The 16344-nt window shown below is 46.1% G+C and carries 12 protein-coding genes and 1 pseudogene; all 13 read left to right on the forward strand.

Annotated elements, in window-relative coordinates; translation table 11 throughout:
- A pseudogene (gene tuf / locus L5L77_RS21770) lies at window positions 1-199 on the forward strand (elongation factor Tu); the annotation flags it as partial.
- Between the two features lie 261 nt (window positions 200-460).
- Entirely contained in the window at window positions 461-832 is a 372-nt protein-coding gene (gene secE, locus L5L77_RS21775) for a preprotein translocase subunit SecE (RefSeq protein WP_006083613.1), read from the forward strand.
- A gap of 9 nt (window positions 833-841) precedes the next feature.
- Window positions 842-1393, forward strand: a complete 552-nt coding sequence (gene nusG, locus L5L77_RS21780; protein ID WP_105251029.1) for a transcription termination/antitermination protein NusG — start codon at window positions 842-844, stop codon at window positions 1391-1393.
- Between the two features lie 127 nt (window positions 1394-1520).
- On the forward strand, window positions 1521-1949 hold the full coding sequence (gene rplK, locus L5L77_RS21785) for a 50S ribosomal protein L11 (RefSeq protein WP_006083611.1): 429 nt from the start codon (window positions 1521-1523) through the stop codon (window positions 1947-1949).
- A 4-nt stretch (window positions 1950-1953) separates the two neighbouring features.
- Window positions 1954-2655: a 50S ribosomal protein L1 gene (gene rplA / locus L5L77_RS21790; RefSeq protein WP_105251030.1), complete on the forward strand. Its 702-nt coding sequence runs from the start codon at window positions 1954-1956 to the stop codon at window positions 2653-2655.
- 268 nt (window positions 2656-2923) lie between these two features.
- Entirely contained in the window at window positions 2924-3424 is a 501-nt protein-coding gene (rplJ, locus tag L5L77_RS21795) for a 50S ribosomal protein L10 (protein WP_006083609.1), read from the forward strand.
- Window positions 3425-3478: 54 nt separating this feature from the next.
- Window positions 3479-3844, forward strand: a complete 366-nt coding sequence (gene rplL / locus L5L77_RS21800; RefSeq protein WP_105251031.1) for a 50S ribosomal protein L7/L12 — start codon at window positions 3479-3481, stop codon at window positions 3842-3844.
- Between the two features lie 243 nt (window positions 3845-4087).
- Window positions 4088-8119 carry a DNA-directed RNA polymerase subunit beta gene (gene rpoB / locus L5L77_RS21805; RefSeq protein WP_105251032.1) on the forward strand — a complete coding sequence of 1344 codons (4032 nt, stop codon included), beginning with the start codon at window positions 4088-4090 and terminating at the stop codon, window positions 8117-8119.
- Window positions 8120-8203: 84 nt separating this feature from the next.
- Window positions 8204-12421, forward strand: a complete 4218-nt coding sequence (gene rpoC / locus L5L77_RS21810; RefSeq protein WP_105251033.1) for a DNA-directed RNA polymerase subunit beta' — start codon at window positions 8204-8206, stop codon at window positions 12419-12421.
- 179 nt (window positions 12422-12600) lie between these two features.
- The gene (gene rpsL / locus L5L77_RS21815) at window positions 12601-12975 is read left to right on the forward strand and encodes a 30S ribosomal protein S12 (protein WP_006083605.1); all 375 of its coding nucleotides are present in this window, start codon (window positions 12601-12603) and stop codon (window positions 12973-12975) included.
- 81 nt (window positions 12976-13056) lie between these two features.
- A complete protein-coding gene (gene rpsG, locus L5L77_RS21820; RefSeq protein WP_011787570.1) occupies window positions 13057-13527 on the forward strand; it encodes a 30S ribosomal protein S7 in 471 nt (156 codons plus the stop codon).
- A 78-nt stretch (window positions 13528-13605) separates the two neighbouring features.
- Complete coding sequence (gene fusA / locus L5L77_RS21825; protein ID WP_263180356.1) at window positions 13606-15702, forward strand: elongation factor G; 2097 nt, start codon at window positions 13606-13608, stop codon at window positions 15700-15702.
- Between the two features lie 72 nt (window positions 15703-15774).
- The coding region (locus L5L77_RS21830) for a GTP-binding protein (protein WP_263186831.1) at window positions 15775-16344 on the forward strand (570 nt) is incomplete at its 3' end.

The following is a 16344-nucleotide window of genomic DNA, read 5'->3' on the forward strand; positions in this document are numbered from 1 at the left end:
ACAGTTCTACTTCCGTACAACTGACGTAACCGGTACTATCGAACTGCCAGAAGGCGTAGAGATGGTAATGCCTGGCGACAACATCAAAATGGTAGTGACTCTGATTTGCCCAATCGCGATGGACGAAGGTTTACGCTTCGCAATCCGTGAAGGTGGTCGTACAGTTGGTGCTGGTGTAGTAGCTAAAATCATCGCTTAATTGCGATAGAAATTAGTTTGAAAAGGAAGCTTCGGCTTCCTTTTTTGTTTAAGTGGATTATTTCATAGGTTTTGTGGTTTGCATGGGATTCGCATCCTTGCTTACAAAGTCGAATAAGAATACAATCTATGGCCGATTTTTGACCCTGAGCTTATGCTATTTTGCGTTTCTAAGGGTGTTCGGAAATGCAGAGTGATGTGGGATTATGCCCGTCAATTAATGTGCTCTAAGCTCAGGCCGTATTGAGTAACGGAAAAACCGATGACAACAAATACTGAAAACCAGAACAATTCTCTGGATATCGTGAAGTGGGGTTTAGTGATTGTATTGCTAGCCGCTGCTGTTATTGGCAATCAAATGTATAGCGAAGCCAGTGCCGTCATACGTGCGCTTAGTGTTATCGTTGCATTCGCTATTGCTGGTTTTATTGCGCTTCAGACTGTAAAAGGTAAAAAAGCGTTAGCTTTTGCCCGTGAAGCGCATATCGAAGTGCGCAAGGTTGTATGGCCGACGCGTCAAGAAGCGCTAAACACCACTTTTATTGTCCTTGCAGCAACAGGTATCTTAGCTCTTATCCTTTGGGGTATGGATGCTGTGTTAATGCGAATTGTCAATTTTATCACTGGCGTATAGGCACCTCGAATGACTGAAGCTAAAGAAGCTAAAAAAAGATGGTATGTAGTGCAGGCATTCTCAGGCTATGAAGGCCGAGTTTGTAAGTCACTGATTGAATATATTAAAATGCATGGCATGGAAGCATACTTCGGTGAAGTATTGGTTCCGACTGAAGAAGTCATCGAAATGCGTGCAGGTCAGCGTCGCAAGAGCGAACGTAAGTTTTTCCCTGGCTATGTGTTAGTCCAGATGGAAATGAACGATGACAGCTGGCATTTAGTCAAAAGCATCCCGCGTGTTTTAGGCTTTATTGGCGGAACGTCTGATCGTCCTGCCCCAATTTCAGATAAAGAAGCTGATGCAATTCTGCGTCGCTTACAAGAAACGACAGCGTCACCGACTCATAGAACTATATTTGAGCCTGGTGAAGTGGTACGTGTGTGTGATGGTCCATTTGCTGACTTTAACGGCACCGTTGAAGAAGTGGATTATGACAAGAGCCGCGTGAAAGTATCAGTGATGATCTTTGGTCGTTCTACGCCTGTTGAACTTGACTTTAGTCAAGTTGAAAAAGGCTGATTAAATAAACTACAAAATCCGTTTGGCAACGGGTGCGAATTTCTATATAATTCGCACCCGTTGTTTTCGGGGGAGCATGTCAGCATGTCGCTGATGCGCGTTTGAACCCAAACTGAGGAAATGTCAGATGGCAAAGAAGATTGATGCTTATATTAAGCTACAAGTAAAATCCGGTTCTGCGAACCCATCACCACCAGTTGGTCCAGCTTTGGGTCAAAAAGGTGTGAACATCATGGAATTCTGTAAAGCGTTTAACGCCCGTACAGAAAAAATGGAAAAAGGCATGCCTATTCCAGTCGTGATCACTGTTTACAGTGACCGTTCATTCACTTTTGAAACTAAGACTTCTCCAGCGTCTTACTTACTGAAGACTGCTGCAGGCCTGAAATCAGGTTCTCCACGTCCAAACACTCAGAAAGTGGGTACTATCGCTCGCGCTAAAGTTCAAGAAATTGCTGAACTGAAAGCTGCCGATATGACTGGTGCTGACATTGAAGCGATGACTCGCTCAATCGAAGGTACTGCGCGTTCAATGGGTTTGGTTGTAGAGGATTAATATAATGGCAAAGCTAACTAAACGCATGCGCGTAATTCGCGAAAAAGTTGACGGTACTAAAAGCTACGATATCAACGAAGCTGTTGCTCTGTTAAAAGAATTAGCAACTGCAAAATTCGTTGAAAGTGTAGACGTAGCAGTTAACCTGGGTATCGACCCACGTAAATCTGACCAAAACGTTCGTGGTGCAACAGTGTTGCCACACGGTACTGGTCGTGACGTTCGCGTTGCAGTATTTACACAAGGTGCAAATGCTGAAGCTGCTAAAGCTGCTGGCGCTGAGCTAGTTGGTATGGATGATCTGGCTGAGAAAATCAAAGCCGGTGAAATGAACTTTGACGTAGTTATCGCATCTCCAGATGCAATGCGCGTTGTTGGTATGTTAGGTCAAATCTTAGGCCCACGTGGTTTAATGCCTAACCCTAAAACAGGTACAGTAACGCCAAACGTTGCTGAAGCTGTTAAGAACGCCAAAGCGGGTCAAGTTCGTTACCGTAACGACAAGAACGGTATTATCCACACTACTATCGGTAAAGTGGATTTCACACCAGTTCAATTGAAAGAAAACTTGGAAGCGTTAGTGTCAGCACTGAAAAAGGCTAAGCCTGCAGTTGCTAAAGGCATTTTCGTGAAAAAGATCAGCATCTCTACCACTATGGGTGCAGGTGTTGCAGTTGATCAAGCTACGCTTGAAACAACTCTATAATTTTACAAAGCGGGTGCATTAGTCTATAATGCGCGCACTTTGTGGGTTGAAGCCTGTTTTATCTTCTGTTTAGGCGGAATTTAACTCAGGTTTCCGTCCAAGACCGCAGGTGTTTTTTGTAAAAATAACTTAATTTCCTGCGTAGACGGTGTCAGGCCCCAGCTAAAATTTTTTACTGGATAATCTGCACCGTAAGTCACTAAATACATAAGTATTTAGTATGGTAAATACTAGGGAATACCCTAGGTAGAATCCAGGAGTAAAGCCAATGGCATTAAGACTCGAAGACAAAAAAGCGATTGTTGCTGAAGTCAACGAAGCTGCCAAAGGTGCGCTATCTGCAGTTGCCGCTGATTCTCGCGGTGTGACTGTAGGTGCTATGACCGGTCTGCGTAAAAAAGCTCGCGAAGCTGGTGTATATGTACGTGTAGTACGTAACACGCTAGCTCGTCGTGCTGTTGAAGGTACTGCTTTTGAGTGCCTAGCAGAAACGTTCACTGGCCCAACTTTGATTGCTTTTTCTTTAGAGCACCCAGGTGCTGCAGCACGTCTGTTAAAAGACTTTGCTAAAGAACAAGCTAACTTCGAAGTTAAAGGCGCAGCCTTTGAAGGGAATTTCATCCCTGCAGCTGAAATTGATCGTTTGGCGAAACTGCCAACATACGAAGAAGCACTAGCTCAGTTAATGATGACTATGAAAGAAGCATCTGCTGGCAAGTTCGTTCGTACACTGGCCGCCCTGCGCGATCAAAAACAAGAAGCCGCTTAATTTCAAGCTGGCTGCTTAATAAAATTGAATTCAGAACAATAGGAAACATTTGTTATGTCTATCACTAAAGACCAAATCTTAGAAGCCTTTGCAGCTATGTCTGTAATGGAAGTTGTTGAACTGATCGAAGCTATGGAAGAGAAGTTCGGCGTTTCTGCCGCTGCTGCTGTTGTTTCTGGCGGTGCAGAAGCAGTTGTTGTTGAAGAACAAACAGAATTCAACGTAGTTCTGACTGCTCACGGCGACAACAAAGTTGCAGTTATTAAAGCCATCCGTGGCGCAACTGGTTTAGGCCTGAAAGAAGCTAAAGCTATGTCTGAAGCTGCTCCAGTAGCAGTTAAAGAAGGCGTTTCTAAAGAAGAAGCTGAAGCTCTGAAGAAAGAACTTACTGAAGCTGGTGCTTCTGTAGAAATTAAGTAAGCTATTATTTAGCTTGCTCACCCAAGCCACTTGGGTGGAGGCTGGCGGTTTTTTAACCGTCGGCCTTTTTTGCGCTATATGCGCTGGCGATTTTTTTTCACCGTTTGTCGCCAAATTTTGCAGTCCCTAGCAGAGATTACTGGTTAGGTTCTTGCCATCAACGGTGATGGGCAAACGTGCTGAATTTTAATAACTTAAGTTATTTATTCAGTCTTGGTCACATCTCGTAAGCAGAGGAAACCCATGGTTTACTCCTATTCTGAAAAGAAGCGTATTCGCAAAGACTTTGGTAAGCGTCCAAAAGTTTTGGATATCCCTTATTTATTGTCTATCCAGCTAGACTCTTTTAAGAAGTTCACCGATCAAGATCCTACCGGTGAGCGCGGTTTAGAAGCCGCCTTCCGTAGCGTTTTTCCCATCAAGAGCTTTTCTGGTAACTCAGAACTGCAATACGTCAGCTATAAGCTTGGCGAGCCTGTTTTTGATGTGAAAGAGTGTCAGATCCGTGGTGTTACGTATTCAGCTCCACTACGCGTTAAATTACGCATGGTGTTGTATGACCGTGAAGCAGCGGCGGGCACAGTAAAAGATATTAAAGAACAAGAAGTCTACATGGGTGATATCCCATTGATGACGGATAACGGTACTTTTGTTATCAACGGTACTGAGCGTGTAATCGTATCTCAATTACACCGTTCTCCAGGCGTGTTCTTTGATCATGACCGTGGTAAAACCCATTCATCAGGTAAGGTGCTGTATAACGCACGTATTATTCCTTACCGTGGTTCATGGCTTGACTTTGAATTCGATCCTAAAGATGCACTATTTGTGCGTATTGACCGTCGCCGCAAACTGCCTGCGACCATCATGTTACGTGCATTAGAATATTCTACTCAAGAGATCCTCGATCTGTTCTTCGAACGCGTTGAGTTCAAGATCAAGAAAGATACTCTGGTCATGTCTTTGGTGCCTGAACGTCTGCGTGGCGAAACTGCCAGCTATGACATCAAGGATGCTGAAGGTTCTGTACTGGTTGAAGCGGGACGTCGTATTACTGCGCGTCACATTCGTCAGTTAGAAAAGACTAATACCACTGAGCTTGAAGTGCCAGTTGAATATATCGTGGGCAAATATGCTGCTCAAGATTATATCGATCCGGACACGGGTGAAGTTTTAGTCTCTGCCAACAGTGAAATTAGTTTAGAAGATCTGGCTAAACTATCATTGGCCGGTATTAAAGATATCAGCACGTTGTATATCAACGAGCTAGATCATGGTGCTTATATTTCAGATACGCTGCGTATCGATTCAACCACTAACCGCTTAGAAGCGCTGGTTGAGATCTATCGTATGATGCGTCCTGGCGAGCCACCAACCAAAGATGCTGCCGAAGCACTATTCCAGAACTTGTTCTTCAGTGAAGAGCGTTATGATCTGTCTAAAGTAGGTCGTATGAAGTTCAACCGTCGTCTCAGCATTCCTGATGACGAAGGTAGCGGTGTATTGTCTAAAGAAGACATCGTCGCGGTAATGAAGAACATCATTCATATCCGTAACGGTTTCGACGAAGTCGATGACATCGATCACTTAGGTAACCGTCGTATTCGTAGCGTCGGTGAAATGGCTGAAAACCAATTCCGTGTTGGTTTAGTCCGTGTTGAGCGCGCCGTGCGTGAACGTCTGTCTTTAGGCGATCTGAACGAGCTGATGCCACAAGACTTGATCAACGCTAAGCCAATTTCTGCTGCAGTGAAAGAGTTCTTCGGTTCTTCTCAGCTGTCACAATTCATGGACCAAAACAACCCGCTGTCAGAAGTAACGCATAAGCGTCGTATTTCTGCACTTGGCCCTGGTGGTTTGACTCGTGAACGTGCTGGCTTCGAAGTCCGCGACGTACATCCAACGCATTATGGTCGTTTATGTCCAATTGAGACCCCTGAAGGTCCAAACATTGGTCTAATCAACTCATTAGCAAGTTTTGCCCGTACTAACTCTTACGGCTTCCTAGAAACGCCATACCGCAAGGTTATCGACGGCGTGATTACTGACGAAGTGGAATACTTGTCAGCAATTGAAGAAGGTCGTTATGTGATTGCACAGGCGAACATCGAAGTTGACGCTAGCGGTCGTATGGCAGAAGAGCAAATTGCTTGTCGTCATAAAGGTGAATCTACCTTTATGCGCGCTGCTGACATCCAGTATATGGACGTTTCGCCACAACAGATTATTTCTGTTGCTGCGTCGCTGATCCCGTTCTTAGAACACGACGATGCTAACCGTGCCTTGATGGGTGCGAACATGCAACGTCAAGCCGTACCCACACTGCGCTCTGAAAAGCCGCTAGTAGGTACTGGTATTGAACGTACTTTGGCTGTTGACTCTGGTGTTGTGGTTGTTGCTAAACGTGGTGGTTTTGTAGACTACGTTGATGCGAGCCGCATCGTTGTTAAAGTAAATGAAGATGAGCTGCGCCCAGGCGAAGCCGGTATCGACATTTATAACCTGACTAAATACACCCGTTCTAACCAAAACACTTGTATCAACCAACGCCCTTGTTGTGCTGTTGGTGAGCCAGTCGTTCGTGGTGACGTGTTAGCAGACGGTCCGTCTACTGACTTAGGTGACTTAGCCCTTGGCCAGAACATGCGTATCGCATTCATGCCTTGGAACGGTTACAACTTCGAAGACTCGATCTTAATTTCTGAGCGCGTAGCGCAAGAAGACCGTTTCACCACTATCCACATTCAGGAGCTGTCTTGTATTGCTCGTGATACCAAACTGGGTAGCGAAGAAATCACGGCTGATATTCCAAACGTAGGTGAATCTGCTCTGTCGAAACTCGACGAGTCAGGTATCGTTTACATTGGTGCAGAAGTGAAGGGCGGCGATATTCTGGTTGGTAAAGTGACGCCAAAAGGCGAAACACAGCTAACGCCAGAAGAGAAGTTACTCCGTGCTATCTTCGGTGAGAAAGCGTCTGACGTTAAAGACAGTTCACTGCGTGTACCTAACTCTGTTAAGGGCACTATCATCGACGTTCAGGTATTTACCCGTGACGGCGTTGAAAAAGACAAGCGTGCAGTTGAAATCGAAGAGATGCACATTGCCCAAGCTCGTAAAGACTTAGGCGAAGAGTTCAAGATCCTTGAAGAAGGTGTATTGAGCCGTGCGCGTAACCTGTTAATCGGTGCTGGTTTCACTGAAGCGCAAATTGCTGCGTTGCCACGTAAAGATGTATTGGTTCAAGTCATTGACGATGAAGCAAAACAAACTGAACTTGAGCAATTAGCTGAGCAGCATGAAGAGCTGAAAGCTGACTTCGATAAGAAGTTTGAAATCAAACGTCGCAAGATCACCCAAGGTGATGACTTGGCGCCAGGCGTACTCAAGATCGTTAAGGTTTACTTAGCGGTTAAGCGTACTATCCAACCTGGTGACAAGATGGCGGGTCGTCACGGTAACAAGGGTGTTATCTCTAAGATTTGCCCAATCGAAGACATGCCATATGACGAACAAGGTAACCCAGTAGACATCGTATTGAACCCGCTAGGTGTTCCATCACGTATGAACATTGGTCAGGTACTTGAAGTCCATATGGGCGCCGCTGCCAAAGGCATTGGTAACAAGATCACTGCGATGCTTGAAGAACAGCGTGAGCTGGCTGAAGTTCGTGGTTACATCAAACAAGTTTATGAATTAGGTGACGAAGTGCAACAGCGCGTCGATATCGATTCATTCACTGATGATGAAGTATTACGTCTTGCGACTAACCTGAAAGGCGGTATCCCGATTGCAACTCCTGCATTCGACGGTGCTAAAGAGAAAGAGATCAAGCAGATGCTTGAACTTGCAGGTTTGCCAACCTCTGGTCAGTTGAAGTTGTTTGATGGTCGTACCGGTAACGAATTTGAGCGTCAAGTAACGGTAGGTTACATGTACATGCTCAAACTGAACCACTTAGTTGATGACAAGATGCACGCCCGTTCTACCGGTTCGTACAGCTTAGTGACTCAACAACCACTGGGCGGTAAAGCTCAGTTCGGTGGTCAGCGTTTCGGTGAGATGGAAGTGTGGGCACTAGAAGCATACGGTGCCGCTTATACGCTTCAAGAAATGCTCACTGTTAAATCGGATGACGTTAACGGTCGTACTCAGATGTATAAGAACATCGTCGACGGTAACCATCAGATGCAACCTGGCATGCCAGAGTCCTTCAACGTGTTACTGAAGGAGATCCGTTCACTCGGTATTAATATCGAGTTGGATCAGGCATAAGCGCAGGCCTTTAGCCGCGTTTGGCAAACAGAATGGTGCTCCGTGCAAGCGGAGCACCCGGTTTAACTCCTTCAGGAGAGAAACGTGAAAGACTTATTAAAGTTTCTGAAACAGCAAAGCAAGACTGAAGAATTTAACGGCATCAAAATTGGTCTGGCATCGCCTGATCTGATCCGTTCTTGGTCTTTTGGTGAAGTTAAGAAGCCAGAAACCATCAACTACCGTACCTTCAAGCCTGAGCGTGAAGGTCTGTTCTGTGCGCGTATCTTTGGCCCAGTCAAAGATTACGAATGTTTGTGCGGTAAGTACAAACGTTTGAAGCACCGTGGTGTTATTTGTGAAAAGTGTGGCGTTGAAGTAACCCAAACTAAAGTACGTCGTGAGCGTATGGGTCACATCGAACTGGCTAGCCCAGTTGCGCACATTTGGTTCTTAAAATCACTGCCGTCACGTATTGGCTTAATGCTGGATATGACGCTGCGTGATATCGAACGCGTACTGTATTTTGAATCATTTGTCGTGATCGAGCCTGGCATGACCAGCCTTGAACGTGGCCAAATGCTGACAGAAGAAACTTATCTGGATGCATTAGAAGAATACGGTGATGAGTTCGAAGCTAAAATGGGTGCCGAAGCAGTACTTGAACTGTTACGTGCTATCGATTTAGCGAAAGAAATCGAACAAATGCGTGAAGAATTGCCTTCAATCAATTCTGAGACTCGTCGCAAGAAAGTGACTAAACGTCTTAAGTTGATGGAAGCATTCTACACTTCAGGCAACAAGCCTGAGTGGATGATCTTAAAAGTACTGCCTGTGTTACCACCTGACTTACGTCCGTTGGTTCCACTCGATGGCGGCCGCTTCGCGACTTCAGATCTTAACGACCTGTATCGCCGCGTGATCAACCGTAACAACCGTTTGAAGCGTCTGTTAGATTTAGCTGCGCCAGACATTATCGTACGCAACGAAAAGCGTATGTTACAAGAGTCTGTTGATGCGCTATTAGATAACGGTCGTCGTGGTCGTGCTATTACCGGTTCTAACAAGCGTCCTCTGAAATCTTTGGCTGATATGATCAAAGGTAAGCAAGGTCGTTTCCGTCAGAACTTATTGGGTAAGCGCGTCGACTATTCTGGTCGTTCGGTCATTACCGTGGGTCCTACTCTACGTCTGCACCAATGTGGTCTTCCTAAGAAGATGGCACTGGAACTGTTCAAGCCATTCATCTATGGCAAGCTAGAAGGTCGTGGCTTAGCTACTACCATCAAAGCGGCTAAGAAGATGGTTGAGCGTGAAGTGGCGGAAGTTTGGGACGTTCTGGATGAAGTGATCCGCGAACATCCAGTGATGCTCAACCGTGCACCAACACTGCACAGACTGGGTATCCAAGCGTTCGAGCCAGTACTGATTGAAGGTAAAGCAATCCAGTTACACCCACTCGTTTGTGCGGCATACAACGCCGACTTCGACGGTGACCAAATGGCGGTACACGTACCGTTAACACTGGAAGCGCAGCTTGAAGCCCGTGCCCTGATGATGTCTACCAACAACATCCTGTCACCAGCCAACGGCGAGCCTGTTATCACCCCGTCTCAAGACGTGGTATTGGGTCTGTACTACACCAGCCGTGAGCGTATTAACGGCCGTGGTGAAGGTATGGCATTTATGTCTGTTGCTGAAGTTGAAAAAGCTTACGCAACTGGCGCTGCTGAACTGCATGCCCGCGTTAAAGTTCGTATCACTGAAACCATTATTGGTGATGATGGTGAGCGCACTGAACAACGCCGTATCGTTGATACGACTGTGGGTCGTGCTCTGCTGTCACTTATTCTGCCAGCAGGTTTGTCATTTGATCTGGTTAACCAGAACATGGGCAAAAAGCAGATCTCTAAACTGTTGAACACCTGTTATCGTCAACTGGGTCTGAAAGATACTGTTATCTTCGCTGACCAATTGATGTATACCGGTTTCCGTTTTGCAACCATCTCTGGTGCCTCTGTCGGTATCGATGACATGGTTATTCCAGACGAGAAATACACCTTAGTTGCTGATGCAGAAGCGGAAGTTCTTGAAATTCAAGAGCAGTTCCAATCTGGTCTAGTCACAGCCGGTGAGCGTTACAACAAAGTTATTGATATCTGGGCAAGTGCCAACGAAAAAGTTTCTAAAGCTATGATGGAAAACCTGTCAACTGAGACAGTGATTAACCGTGATGGCGTTGAAGAGAAACAAGCCTCGTTTAACAGCATTTATATGATGGCTGACTCAGGCGCTCGTGGTAGTGCCGCACAGATCCGTCAGTTGGCGGGTATGCGTGGTCTGATGGCTAAGCCAGACGGCTCAATCATCGAAACGCCAATTACCGCTAACTTCCGTGAAGGTCTAAACGTACTCCAGTACTTTATTTCTACTCACGGTGCGCGTAAAGGTCTAGCCGATACGGCATTGAAGACAGCGAACTCGGGTTACCTGACTCGTCGTCTTGTAGACGTTGCACAAGATTTAGTGGTTATCGAAGACGATTGTGGTACTCACGAAGGTCTAACCATGAAACCGCTGATTGAAGGTGGTGATGTGGTTGAGCCGTTACGTGAACGCGTACTGGGTCGTGTGGTTGCGATTGATGTGTTCTATCCAGGCACTGAAGACGTATTAGCACCACGTAACACGCTACTCGACGAAGCATGGTGTGACAAGTTAGAAGAGCATTCAATCGACGAAGTGATTGTACGTTCTGTTATTTCTTGTGATACCGATTTCGGTGTGTGTGCAGCTTGTTACGGTCGTGACTTGGCTCGTGGTCATATTATTAACCACGGTGAAGCCATCGGTGTTGTGGCAGCACAATCTATCGGTGAACCAGGTACACAGTTAACGATGCGTACTTTCCACATCGGTGGTGCGGCATCTAGAGCGTCTGCAGAAAACAATGTCCAAGTGAAAAACTCGGGTTCATTGAAACTGCATAATGCTAAGCATGTTACTAACAGTGACGGCAAACTGGTTATCGTTTCTCGTTCTTCTGAACTGGCTGTTATTGACGAGCTGGGTCGTGAGAAAGAGCGTTATAAAGTGCCATACGGTACTGTGCTCGAGAAACTAGAAGAAGCGGCTGTTGAAGCGGGCGATGTTATCGCTAACTGGGATCCACATACTCACCCAATCATTTCTGAAGTGGCGGGTAGTATCAAGTTCGTAGACATGATTGACGGTGTCACTATGACACGTCAAACAGACGAACTAACGGGTCTGTCATCAATCGTGATCCTTGACGTTGGTCAGCGTGGTACTGCGGGTAAAGAAATGCGCCCAATGATCCGTCTGCTTGGCGCTAATGGTGCTGACTTGATGATCCCAGGTACTGAAGTACCAGCACAATACTTCTTACCAGGTAGTGCGATCGTTAACTTAGAAGATAACGCGCAAATCAACGTGGGTGACGCATTAGCTCGTATTCCTCAGGAATCGTCTAAAACTCGCGACATCACCGGTGGTCTGCCACGCGTTGCTGACTTGTTCGAAGCGCGTAAGCCAAAAGAGCCTGCTATTCTGGCGGAAATCTCTGGTACCATCTCGTTTGGTAAAGAGACCAAAGGTAAGCGTCGTTTGGTGATTACACCTGCTGATGGCGGCGATCATTATGAAGAGATGATCCCTAAGTGGCGTAACTTAAACGTGTTCGAAGGTGAAAAAGTCGAACGTGGTGAAGTTATCGCTGACGGTCCAGAAGCGGCACACGACATTCTGCGTCTTCGTGGTATCCACAACGTAGCAAACTATATTGTGAACGAAGTACAGGACGTTTACCGTCTGCAAGGCGTGAAGATCAACGATAAGCATATCGAAGTGATCATCCGTCAGATGCTGCGTAAGTGTCTTATCACTTCTGCCGGTGACACTGACTTCCTCGAAGGGGAACAAGCTGAAGTGTCACGCGTGAAGATCGCTAACCGCGAACTGATCGCCCAAGGTAAAGTGCCTGCGACCTTTGAACGTGAACTACTGGGTATTACTAAAGCATCTCTGGCAACAGAATCCTTTATCTCAGCAGCATCGTTCCAAGAAACTACGCGCGTACTGACCGAAGCCGCCGTAGGTGGTAAGAGCGATCAATTACGTGGTCTGAAAGAAAACGTTATCGTTGGCCGACTGATCCCAGCCGGTACTGGTTACGCTTATCACAAGACTCGTAATGAAGCGCGTGCGAAGAAAAACGAACCTGTAGTAGTGAACAAGATCACTGCAAGTGAAGCCGAACAGAACTTGGCCGATCTCTTAAACTTGGCTGGTAGCCAAGATTAAGTAATAAGTTTGTTATAAAAAGGCGCCTATGGCGCCTTTTTTCTTGTAATATGCCGCAAAAGTTGGCTATTTCTTGACAGTCAGGCATTACCTTTCTAAAATTCCGCGTCCCACCATTGTGGGATATAGATTTTTCACACCTTATCGTTGAGTTTGATTCAACTGACTCGGAGCTATACATGGCAACTGTAAACCAGTTGGTACGTAAGCCACGCGCGCCAAAAGTCGACAAGACTAACGTGCCTGCGTTGAATGCGTGCCCGCAAAAACGTGGTGTTTGTACACGTGTGTACACTACTACCCCTAAAAAACCTAACTCTGCACTACGTAAAGTAGCTCGTGTGCGTCTAACTAACGGTTTCGAAGTTACTTCGTACATCGGCGGTGAAGGCCACAACCTGCAGGAACATAGCGTGATCTTAATCCGTGGTGGTCGTGTTAAAGACTTACCAGGTGTGCGTTATCACACTATTCGTGGCGCATTAGACTGTGCAGGCGTGACTTCACGTCGCCAAAGCCGTTCTAAATACGGTGCTAAGCGTCCTAAGTCTTAACTTATCCGTTAAGTAAGGCCAAGCTAGTTTTATTTTGAGAATTCCAGTTTTGGAAATCCCTGAAGCATACGGAGAATTGTTATGCCAAGACGTCGCGTTGTAGGACAACGTAAAATCCTACCAGATCCAAAGTTTCACAGTGAGTTGCTGGCTAAGTTCATCAACGTCATTATGCAAGACGGCAAAAAGTCGACTGCAGAAAAAATTATTTACAAGGCACTAGATGTTGTCGCTGAAAAGAAAAGCGAAAACCATTTAGTTATCCTTGAAGCAGCCCTGGACAACGTTCGCCCATCAGTCGAAGTTAAATCTCGTCGCGTTGGTGGTTCTACGTACCAGGTACCATGTGAAGTTCGTCCTGTGCGTCGTAACGCACTGGCGATGCGCTGGTTAGTTGAAGCTGCTCGTAAGCGTGGTGAAAAATCTATGGCTTTACGTCTGGCAGGTGAAATGCTGGATGCGTCTGAAAACAAAGGTACTGCTGTTAAGAAGCGTGAAGACGTGCATCGCATGGCTGAAGCTAACAAAGCCTTTGCTCATTACCGTTGGTAATATGATGGTGTGGGCTTAGGCCCACACCATAGTTGTTGATATTGCCAAGACTTAGGTCTTGGTGGAGAGGGTATAATCGTGGCTCGTACAACCCCAATTGAGCGTTATCGTAATATCGGTATTTGTGCTCATGTTGACGCAGGTAAAACCACCACAACAGAACGTGTTCTGTTCTATACCGGTTTGTCTCATAAAATCGGTGAGGTGCATGACGGCGCCGCTACCACAGACTGGATGGTTCAAGAGCAAGAGCGTGGTATCACTATCACCTCGGCTGCGGTAACCACATTCTGGCGTGGTATGGATGCTCAATTCACTGAACACCGCATCAATATCATCGATACCCCTGGTCACGTTGACTTTACTATTGAAGTTGAACGGTCTCTGCGCGTACTCGACGGCGCTGTTGTCGTTTTCTGTGGTTCATCTGGTGTTGAACCTCAGTCAGAAACAGTGTGGCGTCAAGCTGATAAATACCGCGTTCCACGTTTGGTATTTATCAACAAGATGGACCGTGCAGGTGCAGACTTTGAACGTGTAGTGAAGCAAATTAGAACTCGTCTTGGAGCCACTTGTGTGCCTATTCAATTGAATATTGGTGCAGAAGAAAACTTCAAAGGCGTGATCGACTTAATCAAGATGAAAGCAATTAACTGGAATGAATCAGACCAGGGTATGACTTTCACTTATGAGGAGATCCCTGCAGAGTTAGCAGCTAAAGCGGCTGAAATGCATGAGTATCTGGTTGAAGTAGCAGCCGAATCTTCGGATGAACTGATGGATAAGTACCTTGAAGAAGGCGCGCTATCAGAAGACGAAATTAAAAAGGCGCTACGTCAGCGTACTATAAATAATGAAATCGTTTTAGCGACTTGTGGTTCTGCATTTAAGAACAAAGGCGTTCAAGCGGTACTTGATGCGGTTATTGAATTCTTGCCAGCGCCAATTGATGTGCCTCCAATTAAGGGCATCGATGAGAATGACCAAGAAGTAGAACGCCCATCAGATGACAATGCGCCTTTTGCTGCATTGGCATTTAAGATTGCTACAGATCCATTCGTAGGAACTTTGACCTTTATTCGCGTGTACTCAGGCGTACTCGAATCAGGTTCGGGCGTTTACAACTCTGTCAAACAGAAGCGTGAACGCGTAGGTCGCATGGTGCAAATGCACGCAAACGATCGCACTGAACTGAAAGAAGTCCGTGCTGGTGATATCGCAGCGGCGATTGGTCTAAAAGAAGTGACTACGGGTGATACGCTTTGTGATAACGATCATAGAGTGATCTTGGAACGTATGGAGTTCCCAGAGCCAGTAATTACCATTGCCGTTGAGCCTAAGTCAAAAGCCGATCAGGACAAAATGGGTATCGCGTTGCAAAAACTTGCAGCGGAAGATCCATCATTCCGAGTTGAAACTGACGAAGAATCATCACAAACTCTGATTTCGGGTATGGGTGAGTTACACTTAGACATCATCGTAGACCGTATGCGTCGCGAATTCGGTGTTGAATGTAACGTAGGTAAGCCACAAGTGGCCTACCGCGAAACTATCCGAGCATCAGTAGAAGCTGAAGGTAAATTTGTACGCCAATCAGGTGGTCGTGGACAATTCGGTCACGTTTGGTTAAAACTAGAGCCTAATGAAGAAGGCGCTGGTTACGAATTTGTCAATGCAGTTGTGGGAGGTGTGATTCCTCGTGAATTCATTCCTGCGGTTGATAAAGGTATCCAAGAACAGATGAAGAATGGCGTTCTCGCTGGCTTCCCTGTGTTGGACGTGAAGGTCACTCTGTTCGATGGTTCATATCATGATGTGGACTCGAACGAGATGGCGTTCAAAATTGCAGGTTCTATGGGCTTCAAAAAGGGTGCGCTTGAAGCGAATCCGGCGTTGCTCGAACCTTGCATGAAAGTAGAAGTAACTACCCCTGAAAATTATATGGGTGACGTCGTTGGTGATTTGAACCGTCGTCGTGGCTTAATTGAAGGGATGGATGATGGCTTCGGTGGCATCAAGATAGTCCATGCTGTAGTGCCTCTTTCTGAAATGTTTGGTTATGCAACTGATTTGCGCTCTGCTACACAGGGTCGCGCTTCATACTCTATGGAGTTCTTGAAGTACTCTGATGCACCGCAAAACATTGCAAAAGCGATTATTGAATCTCGTAGCTAATATCCAGTTACGACATAAATGTTATTATGGTCCAGCACTGACTGGACTATTCTGAAAAGAAAGGAATATATCGTGGCAAAAGCTAAATTTGAACGTATTAAGCCTCACGTAAACGTGGGCACCATTGGTCACGTTGACCATGGTAAAACCACACTGACTGCAGCTATCTCTCACGTATTGGCTAAGACCTACGGTGGCGAAGCTAAAGACTTCTCTCAAATCGATAACGCTCCAGAAGAGCGTGAGCGCGGTATTACGATCAATACCTCTCACATCGAATATGACACGCCTTCACGTCACTACGCACACGTAGACTGCCCAGGCCACGCTGACTATGTTAAAAACATGATCACTGGTGCTGCACAGATGGACGGCGCGATTCTAGTAGTTGCTTCTACAGACGGTCCAATGCCACAGACTCGTGAGCACATCCTGCTTTCTCGTCAGGTTGGCGTACCTTTCATCATCGTGTTCATGAACAAATGTGACATGGTAGATGACGAAGAGTTACTGGAATTGGTTGAAATGGAAGTGCGTGAACTTCTGTCAGAATACGATTTCCCAGGTGATGATTTACCAGTAATCCAAGGTTCAGCTCTGAAGGCCCTAGAAGGTCAACCAGAGTGGGAAGCTAAGATCCTT

This window comes from Shewanella sp. SM29, from assembly GCF_025654245.1.
In the GTDB taxonomy this organism is placed as follows: Bacteria; Pseudomonadota; Gammaproteobacteria; order Enterobacterales; family Shewanellaceae; genus Shewanella; species Shewanella oncorhynchi.

Bases quoted from the DNA above. Each gene is read 5' to 3' on its own strand.
- secE (WP_006083613.1), top strand. From the start codon at position 461: ATGACAACAAATACTGAAAACCAGAACAATTCTCTGGATATCGTGAAG.
- nusG (WP_105251029.1), top strand. From the start codon at position 842: ATGACTGAAGCTAAAGAAGCTAAAAAAAGATGGTATGTAGTGCAGGCA.
- rplK (WP_006083611.1), top strand. From the start codon at position 1,521: ATGGCAAAGAAGATTGATGCTTATATTAAGCTACAAGTAAAATCCGGT.
- rplA (WP_105251030.1), top strand. From the start codon at position 1,954: ATGGCAAAGCTAACTAAACGCATGCGCGTAATTCGCGAAAAAGTTGAC.
- rplJ (WP_006083609.1), top strand. From the start codon at position 2,924: ATGGCATTAAGACTCGAAGACAAAAAAGCGATTGTTGCTGAAGTCAAC.
- rplL (WP_105251031.1), top strand. From the start codon at position 3,479: ATGTCTATCACTAAAGACCAAATCTTAGAAGCCTTTGCAGCTATGTCT.
- rpoB (WP_105251032.1), top strand. From the start codon at position 4,088: ATGGTTTACTCCTATTCTGAAAAGAAGCGTATTCGCAAAGACTTTGGT.
- rpsL (WP_006083605.1), top strand. From the start codon at position 12,601: ATGGCAACTGTAAACCAGTTGGTACGTAAGCCACGCGCGCCAAAAGTC.
- rpsG (WP_011787570.1), top strand. From the start codon at position 13,057: ATGCCAAGACGTCGCGTTGTAGGACAACGTAAAATCCTACCAGATCCA.